We start from the raw sequence: 16741 nt of genomic DNA, 5'->3' as shown, positions 1-16741 counted from the left end.
ATGCTGGGTTTATCAGAAGTTGTACGTGAAGCCGGCACCGAAGGTACGCGGGGGAGCATACTGTTCACGATAGGTCCCGTACGTAGCGCTCGGGTACTGCGCGGAGGTGAGGATCAGTCGATCCTCGAGATTGCGCACGAACGCAGTCACCGTCCACTGAGCGCTGTCAGGCGAGAAGCTGAGCGTCAGGTCGGTACGGCTGTAGGCCTTCTGCTCGTCGAGCTCGAGGTTGTAGAACGTGAAGTACGACTTGGTTTCGATATGCGTCTGGACGCCAGGCGTCAGCTTGCCACCGAAGACGTTGAAGTCATGCTCGTAGCCCAGGTTGAACGTCCAATCCGGCGACTGCGGCGGCGTGAAGCCGTCGAGCACGTAGTTGCTGTCCTCGTCGAGGCGGCCCTGCGAGGTGGCAAGGCGAGCCAGCTGGCCGCTGACCGATGCCTTGAAGTCCACATAGCGGGCGTGGACGTAGCCAACGTAGACGTTGAACCGGTCAACATTGGTCGGCTGGTACAGCACATCCAGCTCGGCACCCTTGTAGCGCGACTTGCCGGCATTGCGAACGATCGTGCCCACCGTGCCATCGTCGAGGACGACGTTCTGCGAGACCTGCTGATCGGTGTAGTCGTAGTAGAAGGCCGACAGGTTGACCTGCAGGGTGTTGCCCAGGAAGCGGTTCTTCGTGCCGATTTCGAACGACTTGACCTTCTCGGGCTTGTATTCCGCGATATCGGTAAAGCCGCCCGCCTTGTAGCCGGTGTCGAACTTGGCGTAGACCATGTTGGTCGGCGTTGCCTGGTAATTGATCGCCGCGTGGTACGTGGGTTGGCTGCTCTTCGTGGAAGAAGCCTGAGCCGTCGTGGTGTACACGCAGGTGTCGGTCAGATCGCAGCGATCGGTCATGTAGGAACTGAACGGCACCGTGACCTTGTAGCCGTTGCGGTGCTTCTGGTCCTTCGAGTAGCGCATGCCGGCTTCGACGGTCAGGCCCGGCGTCAGTTCATAGGCAACCTGGCCGAACAGAGCCTTCGCGCGTGACAGGATGTCAGGATAGACATAGTCCTGGATGACGAACGGCGTGCCGTAGATGCCGTCGCTATCCGGATAGTCCTGGAACTGCGTGTTGAGGTCGTTCTTCTCCTGGAAGAAGAAGCCGCCGAACTGCCACTTGAGCGGACCGTCGCCGTTCGACGAGAGGCGCAGCTCGTGGTTCCACGAAGGCAGATCTTCGGTCTGGCCGAAGGTCAGGTTCTGGGCGGTGGTGCCGTAGGCGCCGCCGAGCAGGGTCCGGCGCGCAACCTTGAGGCGGCGATAGCCACCCTGGTAGGTAAGGTTGGCGAAGCCGAGGTCATAGTTGATTTCGGTGCGATAGTTCCAGCTGCGGGTCTTGAGGAAAGAGCCAGGAGCGATGGCATAGGTCTTGCCACTGCCCCTGCTGGGAGCCGAAAGATCGATATCACCGACCAGCAGGCCGTCCGGCACGTTGTCGGCGGTGTAGTACTCGAGCGGGATGTTGTTGGTCACCGGGCCGACACCGTTCTGCTCGGCGTATTCAGCCGTGGCGAGGATCGAGAGCCTGTCGGTCGGCGTGTACAGGACGTGCAGACGCACGGCGCGGCTGTGATCGTCGTCGCCGTCCTTCGAGGGCGCGTTGTTGCGGTAGCCGTTGTGGTCACGGGTCTGGAACGCGGCGCGCACCTGCAGGGTGTCCGTCACCGGAACGTTGATCATGCCCTTGGTGTTGTAGGTGTTGTAGTTGCCGATTTCGCCGCCCAGATACGCTGCGAATTCGTCCTTCGGCTTGGCCGAGATGATGTTGATGGCACCGCCGGTCGCGTTACGGCCAAGCAGAGTTCCCTGCGGACCGCGCAGAACCTCGACGCGCTCCAGATCGAACATGGAGGTGTTGAGGCCGAGGGCGCGCTGGAGATTGAAGCCATCGATGCTGATCGACACGGCGGGATCGCCGATTTCGCTGGTGTCACGGCTCGACACGCCGCGGATCGAGATGATCGTCGCAGGGCCTGCCGCGGCGAACGAAACGCCCGGTGCGATACGCGCGATCGAGGCAAGATCGCTCACGCTGTTCTTCTCGAGTACCTCAGGGCTGATCACCGTCATGGCGATCGGCGTCTTCTGCTCGGTGCTCGGGCGCTTTTCAGCGGTCACGACGATTTCGGAAATTCCCGAACTGCCAGCACCGGCTTCCGGCTGCGCGGACTGTGCGAAGGCGGGCGCGGCGCTGAGAGCTGCAACGATTGCAAGGGTCGATGGGACGGCGGCTTTGAACACGTTTCGCATAGCGAACACTCCCTGGTTAGGTATTTTATCTGCTCTTCTGGAGCGAAACGCACAGGAATCACGCCAATTTGTGGCAGTTCCCTAGCAATATTGTTTCATGATTAAAATTTCAAGCACGAAATATTCAGTTGTTTAAGATGCTGAAAAGCATGTGTTTTAAGGGATTTTTGGTCAATTTTTTTGGCGAGCAGGAGCCGTAAACTCGGGCCGTGACAGGGGGTGGGCTTGGGGGCGCCAAAATGGGTGTATGTGAAGGCGCTGCTGGCGACTGGACGGCCTGCCTCCTGCCACGATCCAGTCGGAAATCTGAATTCACTAACCAAAAATAGAATACTAAAAACTCGATGTCTGTTCTGCGAATTTGGCGGATTTCTGGCGATTTTCTCGGAGTTCTGCAAAAAATTCGACTTGAATATAGACATTTCCCTTACGAACGGTATTCTGTTTTCAGGCTGCATGAGCCCCGCTGCAAAAGCAGGCAGGGGGCGAATGCTGTCAGGCTGACGTGCGGCCGCGGGGTGGCTCTCTTCGATTTGGAGATATTCGCTCCATTCCACCGCTTGTACGCCGGGCCGGATGAGGAGTGCACACGATCGAAGCCGTTCCGAAGGGGGCGCAAGGGTCGATAGTATGGAAGGGCGCCAGACTTAGCCGGTGGGCGCCTTGTCAAGACGATATTCCAGCGGGTTTCGCACCGAATTGCCCGGATGCGCGTGCCCGTCAGCAAGGAGCCAAAAGCACATGTTTGGTAGTGCCCGTCCAAAGCGCCGTCTGGCGAACTCGGTAAGCATCCTGTCGATTCTCGCGCTGACCTGCGGCGCATTCGCCGCAGGTCCAGTCGCCGCCGCGCCGGACCAGGCGGCAGACGCCACCGCTCCGATGATCCATCGCACGACCGAAGACGGACGTTCGCGAGAGACCTTGCCGATCACTCCCAGCCCGTTCCGCGGGACGATGGGCGCGACGGTCAACCAGTCGCGTCCCGATTGGCCGGTGCCGGTTGCTGCGCCTGCGGGCGCGCCGAACGTGCTGCTGATCATGACCGATGACGTCGGTTTCGGTGCCACCTCGGCGTTCGGCGGCCTGATCCCGACCCCCAATCTGGACCGGCTCGCCAAGAACGGCGTGCGCTACAACAACTTTCATACGACGGGCATGTGCTCGCCGACCCGGGCTGCGCTCCTGACCGGCCGCAACAGCCATGCCGTGGGCAGCGGCGCCGTGACCGACGTTGCGTCAGGCTACCCGGGCTACAGTTCGATCATTCCGAAGAGCGCGGCGACGATCGGCAAGGTCCTTGAAGAAAACGGCTACAACACTGCCTTTTTTGGAAAGCATCACAATATCCCGTCGTGGGAATCGAACCTTTCCGGGCCCTTCGATCATTGGCCGACTGGCCTTGGTTTCGAATATTTCTATGGCTTCGTGATCGGCGACACTAACCAGTGGAACCCGCGCCTCTATCGCAACACCTTGTCCGTCAACCAGCCTGAGATGCCCAAGGGCGAGACGCTGGACCATGCCCTGGCGGACGATGCCATCCACTGGATCCATCAGCAGAAGGCCACGGGGCCCGACCGTCCGTTCCTGGTTTATTTCGCACCGGGCAGTGCGCACGCTCCGCACCAGGCGCCGCCGGAATGGATCGCAAAGTTCAAGGGCAAGTTCGATCAGGGCTGGGACGTCGCGCGCAAGCAGATCCTCGCCAATCAGAAGAAGCTGGGCATCGTGCCCGCCGACACGCGGCTGGCGGCCTGGCCGGCCGAAATCCCGGCCTGGTCTTCGCTCTCTGCGGACGAGAAGCGCGTCTATGCCCGCTACATGGAAGTGTTTGCGGCGATGATCGCCTATCAGGATGCGCAGATCGGCCGCATTCTCGACGAGATCGATCGCATGGGCCAGACCGACAACACGATGGTCGTCTATCTGGTTGGCGACAACGGGCCCAGCGGCGAAGGATCGCCGAGCGGAACGCTGAACCAGGTCCAGCACATGACGCACGAGTTCAAGCAGACCGCCGCGGAGATTGCCAAGGACCTCGATGCGATGGGAGGCCCCGACACCATCCAGCTCTATCCCGCCGGCTGGGGGCAGGCGATGGCTACGCCGTTCCCCTACATGAAGCAGATTTCCTCGCACCTGGGCGCCATCGACAACGGGATGGTGATCTCCTGGCCCAAGCACATCGAGGAAACCGGCACGATCCGGCATCAGTTTGCGCATGTGAGCGATATCTTCCCGACCATCCTCGATTCGATCGGGCTGCCGCAGCCCAAGTCGGTCGATGGCGTCGCGCAGCAGCGGATGGATGGCATCAGCCTCTATTACACCTTCCGCAATCCGGACGCTGCCGAACAGCACGATACCCAGTATTTCGAAATGTTCGGAAACCGGGCGATCTATCAGAACGGCTGGCTTGCCAACACGACGCCGCGCCGCATGCCATGGGAGATGGGCAACCCGGGCGGCAATCCGTTCACCGACTACAAGTGGGAACTCTACGATCTCTCGAAGGACTTCAGCCAGTCGCGCGATGTGGCGGCCAAGTATCCCGAAAAGCTGGCAGAGATGCAGGGCATCTGGATGCGGGAGGCAGAACGCAACAATGTCCTGCCTCTCGATGACAATCTTGCCAAGTCGCGCCTGAGCGCCTCGCACCGCCATTACCTGCCGGAAAGCAAGTCCTTCACATACTGGGGCGGCGACCTGACCGTGAGCGAGAACAAGGCTCCCAGCTTCCGGCGCCGTTCGTTCACGATCTCGGCGGATCTCGACGTGCGCAAGGATGGCGTCAGCGCGCCGATTATCGTGCGAGGCAGCCGTTTCGGGGGCTGGGCCTTCTATCTGCGCAACGGCGTGCCGGTGGTCCACCAAGCGTACACCCAGCGCCCGCAGGACCACGCAGAAGTCACCGCCGACACCGCCGTCAAGGCGGGCGCTGCTAATATCACGTTCGCCTTCACCGCCGATAAGGGCAAGGACGGCAATGGCGGCGGCACTTTGTGCTTCGAGATCAATGGCAACAAGGCCGGATGCGGTCACTTGCCCTATTCCGACGTCAAGGACGCCGGGCAGGGCGAAACCATGGACATCGGCATGGACACCGGGGCTGCGGTGACTAGCGACTATGCACCGTTCGGCCCTTGGGAGCTTGGTATCAACAAGGTCGTCGTCAGTCTTGCTGACGATGAAAGCGCCGAGAAGGACAAGGCACTGAACACAGGCACGAGCAACTGACCTCATCCGGCAAGGAGAGGGCCGAAGACATCTGGATCGCCCCCTCCTTGCCGTTATCGAGATGCCCGGGCGCGCGTAATAGCAGCGAGCCGGCGTGGATACCGATCCAGGCTGGACTGCGCGGTGGTAAGCGCAACGAAAAAGGCCGGGCCTCGCCATCAGCGAGATCCGGCCTTTTCCTGTCCTGCACCTGCAGGAAGCGCGTCAGCCTTTCGGTAGCGCTGTCGAAGCCCAGGACTTGTTGCAATAGCGCATCATTTCGCGCAGTGCCTCGACCGAAACGCCGCCGTCATATTCGTACTCGAGCGTCATCGGGATCGGGAGGCAGTTGGCGCTGATGTAGCGGACGACTTCGGCGATCGGCGATCACTTTGTCCACCATGTCGCCACTGGTCGGCAGTATGTCGCGGAAACTGTAGGTCTGGACGCCGTACGGCGCCTGGCCCGTGCAAATCTGCGCGAAGGCCTTGCCGCCATAGAGAAGCGCCATCGCCATCGTCGAGAGGAGTTCGCGTTGTGCAATCGTCACCGGTATCGGCTTTGTCGCACAAATCGGCCAGAGGGTAGCAGTTGGCCTTTGCATGCATTCAGCTACGCGACACGCTGAGTCCGAGGCGTTGCGAGCGTGGAGAAGCGGCCCGGGATGGCGGCGCGGATTTGCCTTTCGGCGACCTGGCGATCGAAGTCGCGTGCCATGATGCGTTCGCCCAGCAGCTTGAAGCAATGCATTTTGGTTTCGACCAGGCTGCGCTGGTGATAGCCGCTCCATCGTTTCCAGATTGCCCTGCCAAACCGCCGGCTTGAGCGAACGATTTCATTGCGGGCGGCAACGCCCGGCGTACTCTCGGGCCAGGCTTGCGCCCGGACCATTGCCCATCACCAACCGCCTTGATACCCGTGCTGTCTATCAGCGGGTGCAACGGCCCGGAACCGGGCTGACAGGGTATCTCGACACGCAAGGTCTTCTGCCTCCGGCTCAGCGTGCTGAAATCCGGCACCAGCCAATCAAGCCCGGCCATCTTAAGAAGACTGGCGACCATGCCGGTGGTCTGGCGCAAGGGCAGCTTGAACACGCCCTTTAGCGTCAAACAGGCCGGGATCGCGGCGTCCGAGAAGACGGGCTGGCGCCCGCGCTTGCCGGTTGGCGCGGACAGCCACTGCATCTCGGGATCAAACCAGACCTGAAGCGAACCTCTTTGCGCCAGCGCTGCGTTGCAGGACTTCCAATTCGTCGTGCGGTAGCGCGCGCGGAGTGGTCTGCTCATCGCCTCCCCTTACCGAACTGGATTCACGAACGGAATCCCGCCGCCATTGGCGCCACAAAGCCGTTTATGAGTTTGCGCTCTAGTGGTTCGATTCTGACATTTCGTACCCTATCGGATAGGGCGTGCTCAATGTCAGAATCTCTTCGAACCACTAGCATTCATTTGATTCTAGTGGATTTTACGATTTTGACACTTGCAGGCCCATACCAGCCGCAAGGGGATGCAAATGGCAAAATCAATCCACTAGATTTCGGGTTTCGAGCACAGTTCGCGCAGGCCGGCCATCAGCCAGCCGAGGGTTTTGTCCTTGGCCATGCGCTTGTGGACGTGAAGTTGAACTTCGAGTTCGGGCAGGTCGAGGCCGAGCGGCAGGAGGCTGAATTCCGCGTTGCGGTTGATCTGATGAGCCAGACTTTCGGGAAAGATCGTGGCCAGATCGGAATCGCGCACGAGTTGGGGGGCGGCGAGCAGGTGATGGATGCTCAGCACGTAATTGCGCCGGAGGTTCAGCCGGGCGAGGGGAGCGTCGAGTACCGCGTGGCTGGGGGCCGTCGCACCCACGTCGATTTGGCGTAGTTGCGCGAATTGCTGTGGGGTGAGGGTGCGTCCGGCCATGGCATGATCGGCGCGTACCAGGCAGATCAGTCTGTCATGGAACAGCGTTTGGCTGATGCACTCCCCTTCGAGTTCCGGAATATGCCCGATGGCAAGGTCGATCTCGCCCAACTTCATGCGGCGAGCGATACGACCCGCGCGCAAGGGGACACTTTCGATCGTGACGCCCGGAGCGGACTTGCGCAACCAGGACAGCAGGCGCGGGAGGAAATAGACTTCCGAAACGTCGGACATCGCGATGCTGAAGCGCCGGTTGGATGTCGAGGGATCGAATCGGCGGGTTTGCTCCACCGCACTGTGAATCAGAGCGTAGGCGTTGCTGAAGGGCTCGTGCAGCTGCGAGGCCTTGTGGGTAGGGGCCATTCCCTGCGGGCCGCGGACGAAAAGAGGATCGTCAAACCGTTCGCGAAGCCGCTTCAGCGCGTGGCTCAATGCAGGCTGTGTCAGGCCAAGCTGTTGAGAAGCAAGGGTAAGGCTTCCCGTGTCCCATATCGCCAGGAAGGCCCGAACAAGGTTCGTGTCGAACGTCTGATTATAAGAATTGTTCATGATAAAGATAATAACAATAGATTTGATCTATGTCATTGTGTGAATACGATCGGCTGCAGGTTTTCAAGACAAGGATGGAATCGTGACCGCAGACGTTATGACCAAAGCCGCCGAAGCGACGGACGCATTCGCCACGCTTATCGAGACCATCCGAAATCGCCGCGAGGAATTCGACAGGCTTGCGCACGTTCCGCGCGACGTCGTCGAACAGATGAAGGCGGCGGGCATTTTCCGTGCGGCCACTCCCAAAATGTTCGGTGGCGACGCGATGCCACCGGCAGACTTCCTGCGCATGATCGATCTGATCGCGCGCGAAGACGGCTCAGCGGCCTGGGTGGCGGCCTTCGGGTCGGCCAATACCTATGTTGCGGCGCTGCCGGTCGAAACGCAGGCCAAGATCTACGCGAGCGGCCCGGACCAGGTCTTCGCCGGGGGGCTCTATCCTCTCAAGCCTGCTACCGAGATCGAAGACGGATACGTCGTTTCGGGCCGTTGGCGCTTCGCCAGCGGTTGCAAGGGGGCGGACTGGATTGGCGTGGGTATCACCATTCCCGGTACGGCCGGAACCGACGTGCGCATGGCCGTCGCACCGGCCGCGGATGTAGAGATCATCGACAACTGGGAAGTGTTCGGCCTTCAGGGGACCGGCAGTCACGACACCAGTGTCACCGAAAAGTTCTACCCGCGCGAATGGACTTGTCCGCGTGGCGGCAAGAGCGACGTCGACGAACCTCTTTACCGTTACCCTCCGATGGTGTTCCAGGCGCAAGTGCACGCGGTGTGCAATATCGGCATGGCTCGCGCCGCGCTGGATCTCGTGCGCGACATGGCGGCGGCGTCCAAGATGATGCCGGGGCAGGCAACCCTGGGCGATCGCGCGTATTTTCGAACCGCCCTGGCGCTGGGTGAAGCGCGCTGGCAATCGCTGTCAGGCTTTTTCTACGAAACCGCCGAGGAGGCCTGGGACATGGTGGTCAAGACGGGCGAGGTGAGCGACCATCAACGCAACCTGATGCGCCTTGCCGCATCCTATGCAGCGAAGACTGGCGCCGAGATCGTGCAGGATTGCTTCCGGGCCGCAGGCATGTCGGTCATCGCCAAGACGCACCGCCTGCAGCAAATCCTGCGCGACGCGATGGTGGTCATGCAGCACGCTTCGCTCAACGATTCAACGATCGAGGAAGTGGGCGGCTTCCTCGCGGGTGCTTCCAAGGGCCTCTGAAAAGGCGGACGGTATGTTCACTCTGTTCCTTCAGTTCCACAACACCGACCCGGCTGCACGGATCGCGGCGGTGGACCTCGAGCGTGTCCGGCGTCTTGCCGGATCGGTCGAACGGGCGCGCAAGGTGCTTGTCATGACGCCCGCTCAAGCCCGCGACCGTTACAATTCGCAAGATCCCGTGCCGGTATTGGGAATTCAGGCCTATTTCGACACGATCGAGGATGCCGAAAGCGCCTTGACCGCACATGCACCTCTGGCGGGCATTACAGCCGAAACGCTGCCTAGCCTGGCCGGGGCCGTCGCCAGCCAGCAGGTGATGGTCGCACGCGGCTATGCGGTGCCCGAGGGTGCGGAACCCGAGCGGGACTTCTCCTGTGCCTACATGGTTCATTATCCCGGCCATGCGCAGGATCTCAACGCCTGGCTTGGGTATTATATCGCCCATCATCCGGTGATCATGGCGCGTTTCCCGGGGATCATCGGGATCGAGATCTGCACCCGTACGGACTGGGTCGACACTGCGCCCTGGCCTCGCGCTGAGCATATGCAGCGCAACAAAGTGGTGTTCGCCTCTTCCGAGGCGCTTGAAGCGGCGCTCAATTCGCCCGTTCGCGACGAGATGCGCGCCGACTTTCATGATTTCCCCCCCTTCGAAGGGGGAGCCATCCATGTGCCGATGCTGTGTGAGCGGGTGGTTGGCTGAACCGGGCTGCCTGCCCGTTCTTGAAAGGCAGGGCAGGGAGTGACGGTGGCAAAAGGCGTCCCAACGGAAAAGGCCGGATTGCGGAACGCGCAGTCCGGCCTTTTCTTGTGTCTGCCGGGATAGTGGGGGGACGGACGCGGGTTGGTGGCGTTTGCGAAAAGGCCGGTCAGGGCCTTTTCGCAAACCAGCCCTTACAGGGTGTGAAGAGGCGCCTGTGCCCAGGCTTCATGGCAGTATTGCAGCATTTCGCGCAGCGCCTTGACCGAGGATCCACCATCGTATTCGTATTCGAGCATCATCGGGATCGGCAGGCAATTCGAACGGATGTAGCGCAAGACGTCCGCGATGGGCGTGTCGCCCTGACCGAAAGGTTCGTTGGGGCCCAGGTTCTTCTTGCGATCCTTGAAGTGCACGCTGACGATCTTGCTCTTGTGCTTTTCGAGAAAGGCGAGCGTGTCGAAACCGGCGGCGGCAAAGTGCCCGATGTCGAAATTCAGGCGGTACCAGGGCGACATCGCAAGGCCCTCATCGAAACTTTCGGGCGTGGCGAACTGGTTTGCATCGTGCAGATTGGAGTGGCCGTGCAGGCCAAGGTAGATACCGTGCCTGGCGGCGAACGGGACGGTCCGCTTGGCCATCGTGAGCGTGGTCGAGGCCGTCATCAAATCGGTTCCGAGTGCCTTGGCGACCATGAAGCCCTTATCGACTTCGGCGTCGGTACAATCATCCTTGAGGCCGAAGTTGAAGGCCTGAACGGTAATCCCGGCCGAGCGGAAGCGGTGACCGATCTCGACAAACTGGGCGAGGGGCGTTTCCATGCGCCATTTGCGAATGTCCTCACGATTGCGCAGCTCGGCTTCGGGCTTGGGCCCTTCCGGGGGGCGCCCGTAAAGCGAGGCTTGGGTGATCTTGCCCGTCTTGACCGCCCAGGGGGCACTGCTGCTCAGCGCCGGAGGTTCGATGGTCGGTTCGAACAGCTCGATCATGTCGACGCCGATTTCGCGGCAACCGACGATCATCTTGTCGATCATGTCGCCTTCGGTCGGCAGCATGTCGCGAAAGCTGTAGGTCTGAACGCCAAATTGGGCCTGAGCCGAACAGGGGCGGCCGAAAGCCTTGCTGGCGTAGAGCGCTGGAACGGCCATAGCCATGCCGGAAAGCAGGTCGCGTCGTGCAATCGTCATCGTAATTCCCTTTTGGACTGGGTGTCGCGTCCTGGACAAATTATATGTTTTAAGTTTGAAGTAAAGTCTTGCCGATGGTATCCCGCAAGCGAGGCAGGACGAAGCGAGCAAAAGCCCTGCGTTTGAAATTCATCCCCCCATCCACTTTCTGAACAGAGGCAATGATGTTGGTACCTCCGATCGATCGTCGTGCATCCAAGCTATTAGAAATCCGGGCACGCGAGAGTGCGCCAACGACTTTGTTGCGCATGGCGGGGCAGGATTATTCAGCCGCCGATCTCATCGAACGCGCTTCGCGCCTTGCCCATTCCATGCGCGAACAGGGTGTGGGGCCGGGCGATCGGGTCGCCATTTTGTGCGGCAATCGGATCGAGATGATGGATCTCATTCTGGCGTGCTCATGGCTGAATGCGGTGGCCGTCCCGATCAACCTGGCGTCGCGCGGGGCGCAGTTGCAGCATATCCTGGGCAACTGCGGCGCACGCTTGCTGGCCATCGAAAGCGCTCTGGCTTCCATCCTCGACTTCATCGATGCCGGGGCCGTGGCCATTGAGCAGGTCTGGCTGATCGGTGCGGAGGGCGAGGATGGCCTGGTCGAGACGGTGGGGCCATGGCCGGCCGCTGCGCTTCCCGAAGGTGCGGGGCGCGTCGATCCGGTGGAATGCGCGTCCAGCGACACCGGAGCGATCATCTACACCTCGGGTACGACCGGGCCATCCAAAGGCGTATGCTGCCCGCACGCGCAGTTCTACTGGTGGGGTGTGAATTCGGCTGAAATCCTGGAAATCACGCAGTGCGACGTCCTGCTCACAACGTTGCCGCTGTTTCACGTCAACGCGCTGGGCGCGTTCTACCAGGCGCTGGTCAGCGGCGGAATGATCGTCGTTCTGGAGCGCTTCTCGGCACGCGGTTTCGTGCCCAGTCTGCGCGAGCATGGCGCGACGGTGACGTATGTTCTGGGGGCGATGGTGCCGATCCTGCTGTCGACCGCCGCCAAGGACGACGATGCCGATCATCCGACCACGCGAGCCCTGGCTCCAGGGGTTCCGGCGGATTCGATGAAGGCATTCACCGAGCGTTTCGGGATCGGCCTGATCGACGGATACGGTTCCACCGAGACCAACTTTGTAATCGGCGAGACGCTTGCGCATCAAAAGCCTGGCGCCATGGGCCGCGTGCGTCCCGGTTATCATGCCATGGTCGCCGATGCGCAGGACGACCCGGTGCCCACCGGTGAGCCCGGCGAACTCTTGCTGCGCAGCGACATCGCCTTTTCCACCGCGACAGGCTATTTCGAAATGCCGGAGGCGACGAGCGAAAGCCGCCGTAATCTCTGGTTCCATACCGGGGACAGGGTCTATCAGGACGCGCAGGGCTATTTCTACTTCATGGACCGCATCAAGGATGCGATCCGTCGCCGGGGCGAAAACATTTCCTCGTACGAAGTCGAGCAAGTCCTGCACGGCCATCCGGCAATTGCCGTGGCGGCCGTCTATGCCGTGGCCTCCGAACTGGCCGAAGACGAGGTCATGACGGCGATCGTGCTGCATGAAGGGGCGCGTGTCTCTCCCGAGGAAATCCTCGATTTTTGCCAGCCGCGCATGACCTACTTCTCGGTTCCGCGTTTCGTGCGTTTCTGTTCGAAACTGCCGTCGACTGAAAACGGCAAGGTGCAAAAGTTCAAGTTGCGCGAACAGGGCGTGACCCAAGACACCTGGGACCGGGAAAAGGTCGGATACGAGGTGCGCCGCGATGTGCCGCGCAAGCATACCGCGTGACCCGGCCACACGCCTATGACGGTGTCGCCGTCGTCTGCCCGACAACCGTCACGTATGAAAAGACCTCGACACGCAGCGCGCACTGGTTTTTGGCGCGCGCGTTGGCCCAGCTCATCGCTGCTGCGGGAATCGCAAAGGAGGAGATTGACGGACTGGCGAGTGCCTCGTTCACGCTCGCTCCCGACTCGACGATCGCTCTGACCGAGCATTTCGGCATGGCGCCGCGCTGGATCGAATGGCTGCCCTTTGGCGGCGTCAGCGGGGTCATGGCGCTGCGCCGGGCTGCGCGCGCGGTGCAGATGGGTGATGCCAATATCGTGGCGTGCATCGCGGGCGACACGGCGAATCCTGAGACGTTCGCAGGGCTGGTCAACAACTTCAGTTCGTTCTCGAGCCAGGCGATCATCCCTTACGCGTCCGCTGGGCCGAACGGTTGCTTTTCGCTGATTACCCAGCACTACATGCAAAGCTTCGGCGTCACGCGTGAGGACTTTGGCCGCATCGCGCTCGCTCAGCGGGCCAACGCCGCGACCAACCCCAACGCTTTGCTCGGCGGGAAATCGCTGACCATGGAGGACTACCTTGCAGCGCGGCCGGTGGCCGGCCCTTTGCACCTGTTCGATTGCGTGATGCCCTGTGCCGGCGCGGAAGGCTTTCTGGTCATGGAGGTACGACGGGCGCGCGCGTTGGGCCTGCCGTACGCAACGATCCGCGGTGCGATCGAACGGCACAACGCCTATCGCGAAGACCCGATAGCGGTGCGCAGTGGCTGGGCGATGGATCGCGATGCGCTCTACGCTCAGTCCGGTCTTGACTGTAGCGCCATCGATTGCGTTCAGACCTATGACGATTATCCTGTGATCACCATGATGCAGCTGGAAGACCTCGGCTTTTGCGCCAAGGGCGAAGCTGCGGACTTCGTTCGCCGTCATGACCTGACCATTCAGGGCGACTTTCCCGTCAACACCAGTGGTGGACAGCTGGGGTGCGGGCAGGCCGGCTGCTCGGGCGGGTTCCTGACAGTCGTGGAAACGCTGCGCCAAGTCACGGGCCAGCCGCTCGGCGGGCAGGTTCGTGATGCGCGGATCGGTCTGGCGAGCGGCTACGGCATGGTGACGTACGACCGGTGCCTGGGAACGGGTGCGGTCATCCTGGAGGGGGCGCGATGACAATTTCGATACAGCGCTGCCAGAGCTGCGGCACTTTCAACTATCCGGCTCATGCCGTCTGCGGAAACTGCCTTTCCGATGCTCTGGCCGATTGCGCGATCGAGGGGCGGGGAGTGCTGCTGGCGCTCAGCACGGTCCATCATTCGCTGGACCCCGAGTGGCGCGCACATCTTCCTGTGCAACTGGCAACGGTTGATCTGGATTGCGGCGTGCAGGTGATCTGCTTTGCCGAGCCGGGCCTCCAGACACCGGCACGGGTGTGCCTTGCGCCTTCGCAGGATCGGCCGGGTGTGTGGATCGCCAGAGCGCAGGACGCCTGAGCCGCAAACATCTTGAGGATGAAAAGAAAAAGGGGCGCCCCGCAAGGAGCGCCCCTTTTTTTGTGCTTGAGACACCGCGTCAGGCGTTCAGATGCCCTCGCTCGTGAGACGGTCGACCGCGTGGGCTGCCGCTCGCGCGGTGAAGGCCATGTACGTCAGCGAGGGGTTTTGGCAGGCGCTCGAACTCATCGCGGCACCATCGGTCACGAAAAGGTTCGCAACGTCATGCATCCGGTTGAAGCCATCGACAACCGAGACGCCGGGGTCCGCGCCCATGCGTGCACCACCCATTTCGTGCACCGCGCCGCCACCTGAACCGGGGTCGACACTTTCGTTGGTGATCGTGGCGTTGAGCGGGGCAATCATCTTCTTGGCTTCCTCGAGTGCGTGCCGCAGCAACTTGTGCTCGTTTTCGCCATAGGAAAAATCAATGCGGGTCAGCGGCATGCCGTAGCGATCGCGCGTCGTGGTCGACAGGGTAATGCGGTTGTCCGCGCGCGGCAGGCATTCGGCGAAGGCCCCAAGCAACAAGGACCAGTGGCCCAGCTTTGCGGTCTTGTTGACCAGGTTCTGGCCCAGGCCCTGGAGCCCGAGGTTGTCGGGCCAGCCACGGCGGGTCGCTCCGCCCTGGAAGGAATAGCCGCGCAGAAATTCGGGATGGCGGCTCTGTTCGTCTACGTTTATCCAGCGTGGAATGATGATTGAGCTGGGCCGATTGCCGAAGTAGACATGGTCGTCGAAGCCCGCGATGTTCGCCGAGAGCGAAAGGCTGAGCGCATGGTCCATGAAATAGCGACCGAGTGTCCCACTGGAATTGCCAAGGCCTTCGGGCATGGCCGGACTAGCCGACCTTAGCAGGATGCTGACCGAGTTGACCGAACCCGCGCACAAAAAGACGATCCGGCCGGAATAGGTGGCCTTGTCCTTGGTCTTGGCATCGATCACGCGCACGCCGGTGACTTTGCGGCTGGCAGCGTCGTAGTCCAGGCCTTCGACGATGCTGTCGGTCTTGATGGTCAGGCGGCCGGTTGCCTGTGCGGCGGGCAGAGTCGATGCCTGGGTGCTGAAGTACCCACCGTAGGAGCAGCCGCGTGCGCAAATGTTGCGGTTCTGGCATGGACCGCGATCACCGACCATTTCGGTGATGTTGGAGCTGCGCCCCATGATGACCCGACGCTCGGGGTAACGCTGTTCGACCGCATGCTTGAGAGCGGTCTCGACAGCGTTCAGCGGACGCGCGGGCAGGAATTTTCCGTCGGGCAATTGCGGCAAGCCTTCGCAAGAGCCCGAGACACCGATGAAACCTTCGACATGGTCGTACCAAGGCTTCATGTCGGCATAGCGCACTGGCCAGTCGACGCCATGGCCATCGCGGGCATTGGCGCCGAAATCGAGATCGCCCCAACGATAGCACTGGCGCCCCCAGGTCAGCGAGCGTCCGCCCATCTGGTAACCCCGGCGCCACTGAAAATCCTTGCCTTCGGGCGTTTCGTAGGGGTTGAGGCGATCGTTGACGAAATGGGTCTTGGTCCACTCGGTGAAGTGCATGCCCTTGCTCTGCACGGCATAGTCGGTGGCAAATTCGTCCGGGTCGCCATAACCGCGATAGGGCAATTCCCAAGGCGGCGTCATTTCGGTGGTATAGCCGCTCTGGTGCTCGATCATCGGGCCGCGCTCGATCATGAGGACGCGCAGGCCACGTTCGGTCAGTTCCTTGGCAGCCCATCCACCCGTGATACCGGAACCGATGACAATCGCGTCGAAATCATTGCTCATGAGGACACCAGTGGTTTGCGGATGCTCACGGCTGACCAGTCGTTGGACATCGGCTTGAAATCGGGAGTGACGGGAATGTCGGGATCGTAGCGCCCCGGCACGAGATCATAGAGAAGCGTGTCCTCCATCCCGGGGCTGGAGGTGAAGTAGGCGATGACGATCATGGCCTTGATGGAATACCAGGGGTGCGCGATCGGCGAGGCGTCCGTGAACGTTTGATGGTCGACCGCTTCGAGGCTCGCCTTGCGGCGATCTGGGGAAAGCTCAAGGAAGTCGCCACCCGACATTTCATCGAGTTGACCGGCAAGAGCATCGAGGTGGGCAAAGGTCACGCCGCGCATCTTGCGGTCAATGGAACGGAACACGAAGCTGCGATCCTCAAGCACTTGTGCGGGCTGCGCATCGGGAAGAACCAGCTTGATCAGCGCTTCCAGCATGTGGCTGCGACGCTCGTAGCTCATTTCCGGATGATGCGCACACCCGGCGAGCGCGCCGAGCGGGAGGGCCAGTGCGCCAAGCGACGAGACGTGCAGGGCGAGGCGCAAGGCGTCGCGTCGACTGGACCCGGTCGATGACGGAAAAGGGGATTGTTTCATGGGGATCCTCGTTACCTTGGCGACAC

12 protein-coding genes and 1 pseudogene are annotated in these 16741 nt (G+C 61.3%); 6 read left to right on the top strand and 7 right to left on the bottom strand.

The window, feature by feature from the left end; genetic code table 11:
- Positions 1–12 precede the first annotated feature (12 nt).
- Positions 13–2169 (bottom strand): TonB-dependent receptor, encoded by a 2157-nt coding sequence (locus tag MTR62_RS07055; RefSeq protein WP_244018403.1) that lies wholly within the window; start codon positions 2167–2169, stop codon positions 13–15.
- A gap of 831 nt (positions 2170–3000) precedes the next feature.
- On the opposite strand from MTR62_RS07055, the gene MTR62_RS07050 reads away from it, so the two are divergent.
- The gene (locus MTR62_RS07050) at positions 3001–5538 is read left to right on the top strand and encodes an arylsulfatase (protein ID WP_244018401.1); all 2538 of its coding nucleotides are present in this window, start codon (positions 3001–3003) and stop codon (positions 5536–5538) included.
- A gap of 289 nt (positions 5539–5827) precedes the next feature.
- Here the strand turns inward: MTR62_RS07050 and MTR62_RS07045 are convergent, their stop codons facing one another.
- The 3 genes and pseudogenes from MTR62_RS07045 to MTR62_RS07035 all read right to left on the bottom strand — a co-directional run bounded on the left by MTR62_RS07045 (position 5828) and on the right by MTR62_RS07035 (position 7967).
- Complete coding sequence (locus MTR62_RS07045) at positions 5828–6067, bottom strand: hypothetical protein (RefSeq protein WP_244018399.1); 240 nt, start codon at positions 6065–6067, stop codon at positions 5828–5830.
- Between the two features lie 62 nt (positions 6068–6129).
- Positions 6130–6803: pseudogene (locus tag MTR62_RS07040) on the bottom strand (IS5 family transposase).
- Positions 6804–7046: 243 nt separating this feature from the next.
- A complete protein-coding gene (locus tag MTR62_RS07035; protein ID WP_244018397.1) occupies positions 7047–7967 on the bottom strand; it encodes a LysR family transcriptional regulator in 921 nt (306 codons plus the stop codon).
- A 97-nt stretch (positions 7968–8064) separates the two neighbouring features.
- On the opposite strand from MTR62_RS07035, the gene MTR62_RS07030 reads away from it, so the two are divergent.
- Positions 8065–9189: an acyl-CoA dehydrogenase family protein gene (locus tag MTR62_RS07030; RefSeq protein ID WP_244018395.1), complete on the top strand. Its 1125-nt coding sequence runs from the start codon at positions 8065–8067 to the stop codon at positions 9187–9189.
- Between the two features lie 13 nt (positions 9190–9202).
- Positions 9203–9892 (top strand): hypothetical protein, encoded by a 690-nt coding sequence (locus MTR62_RS07025; protein ID WP_244018393.1) that lies wholly within the window; start codon positions 9203–9205, stop codon positions 9890–9892.
- A gap of 191 nt (positions 9893–10083) precedes the next feature.
- Here the strand turns inward: MTR62_RS07025 and MTR62_RS07020 are convergent, their stop codons facing one another.
- Positions 10084–11076: a sugar phosphate isomerase/epimerase family protein gene (locus MTR62_RS07020; protein WP_244018391.1), complete on the bottom strand. Its 993-nt coding sequence runs from the start codon at positions 11074–11076 to the stop codon at positions 10084–10086.
- A gap of 161 nt (positions 11077–11237) precedes the next feature.
- On the opposite strand from MTR62_RS07020, the gene MTR62_RS07015 reads away from it, so the two are divergent.
- From MTR62_RS07015 to MTR62_RS07005, 3 genes are read left to right on the top strand one after another with little or no spacing between them, the layout of a single operon-like run.
- Positions 11238–12854 (top strand): ATP-dependent acyl-CoA ligase, encoded by a 1617-nt coding sequence (locus tag MTR62_RS07015; protein WP_327194386.1) that lies wholly within the window; start codon positions 11238–11240, stop codon positions 12852–12854.
- Positions 12851–14023, top strand: a complete 1173-nt coding sequence (locus MTR62_RS07010; protein ID WP_244018389.1) for a thiolase family protein — start codon at positions 12851–12853, stop codon at positions 14021–14023. Before MTR62_RS07015 ends, MTR62_RS07010 begins: the two co-directional genes overlap by 4 nt.
- A complete protein-coding gene (locus MTR62_RS07005) occupies positions 14020–14343 on the top strand; it encodes a Zn-ribbon domain-containing OB-fold protein (RefSeq protein ID WP_244018387.1) in 324 nt (107 codons plus the stop codon). Before MTR62_RS07010 ends, MTR62_RS07005 begins: the two co-directional genes overlap by 4 nt.
- Positions 14344–14430: 87 nt before the next feature.
- Here the strand turns inward: MTR62_RS07005 and MTR62_RS07000 are convergent, their stop codons facing one another.
- A complete protein-coding gene (locus tag MTR62_RS07000; RefSeq protein ID WP_244018385.1) occupies positions 14431–16119 on the bottom strand; it encodes an FAD-dependent oxidoreductase in 1689 nt (562 codons plus the stop codon).
- Positions 16116–16664 (bottom strand): gluconate 2-dehydrogenase subunit 3 family protein, encoded by a 549-nt coding sequence (locus tag MTR62_RS06995; RefSeq protein WP_244018383.1) that lies wholly within the window; start codon positions 16662–16664, stop codon positions 16116–16118. The genes MTR62_RS07000 and MTR62_RS06995 overlap by 4 nt, the downstream gene beginning before the upstream one ends.
- Between the last annotated feature and the right edge of the window lie 77 nt (positions 16665–16741).

It is taken from the genome of Novosphingobium organovorum (genome assembly GCF_022832435.1).
In the GTDB taxonomy this organism is placed as follows: domain Bacteria; phylum Pseudomonadota; class Alphaproteobacteria; order Sphingomonadales; family Sphingomonadaceae; genus Novosphingobium; species Novosphingobium organovorum.
Note: the sequence above shows the minus strand (reverse complement) of the source record. Positions and strands in the feature narration are given on the sequence as shown.

Excerpts from the sequence above, each read along its gene's own strand:
- MTR62_RS07035 (WP_244018397.1), bottom strand. The coding sequence starts at position 7,967 with ATGAACAATTCTTATAATCAGACGTTCGACACGAACCTTGTTCGGGCC.
- MTR62_RS07030 (WP_244018395.1), top strand. The coding sequence starts at position 8,065 with ATGACCAAAGCCGCCGAAGCGACGGACGCATTCGCCACGCTTATCGAG.
- MTR62_RS07025 (WP_244018393.1), top strand. The coding sequence starts at position 9,203 with ATGTTCACTCTGTTCCTTCAGTTCCACAACACCGACCCGGCTGCACGG.
- MTR62_RS07020 (WP_244018391.1), bottom strand. The coding sequence starts at position 11,076 with ATGACGATTGCACGACGCGACCTGCTTTCCGGCATGGCTATGGCCGTT.
- MTR62_RS07015 (WP_327194386.1), top strand. The coding sequence starts at position 11,238 with ATGATGTTGGTACCTCCGATCGATCGTCGTGCATCCAAGCTATTAGAA.
- MTR62_RS07005 (WP_244018387.1), top strand. The coding sequence starts at position 14,020 with ATGACAATTTCGATACAGCGCTGCCAGAGCTGCGGCACTTTCAACTAT.
- MTR62_RS07000 (WP_244018385.1), bottom strand. The coding sequence starts at position 16,119 with ATGAGCAATGATTTCGACGCGATTGTCATCGGTTCCGGTATCACGGGT.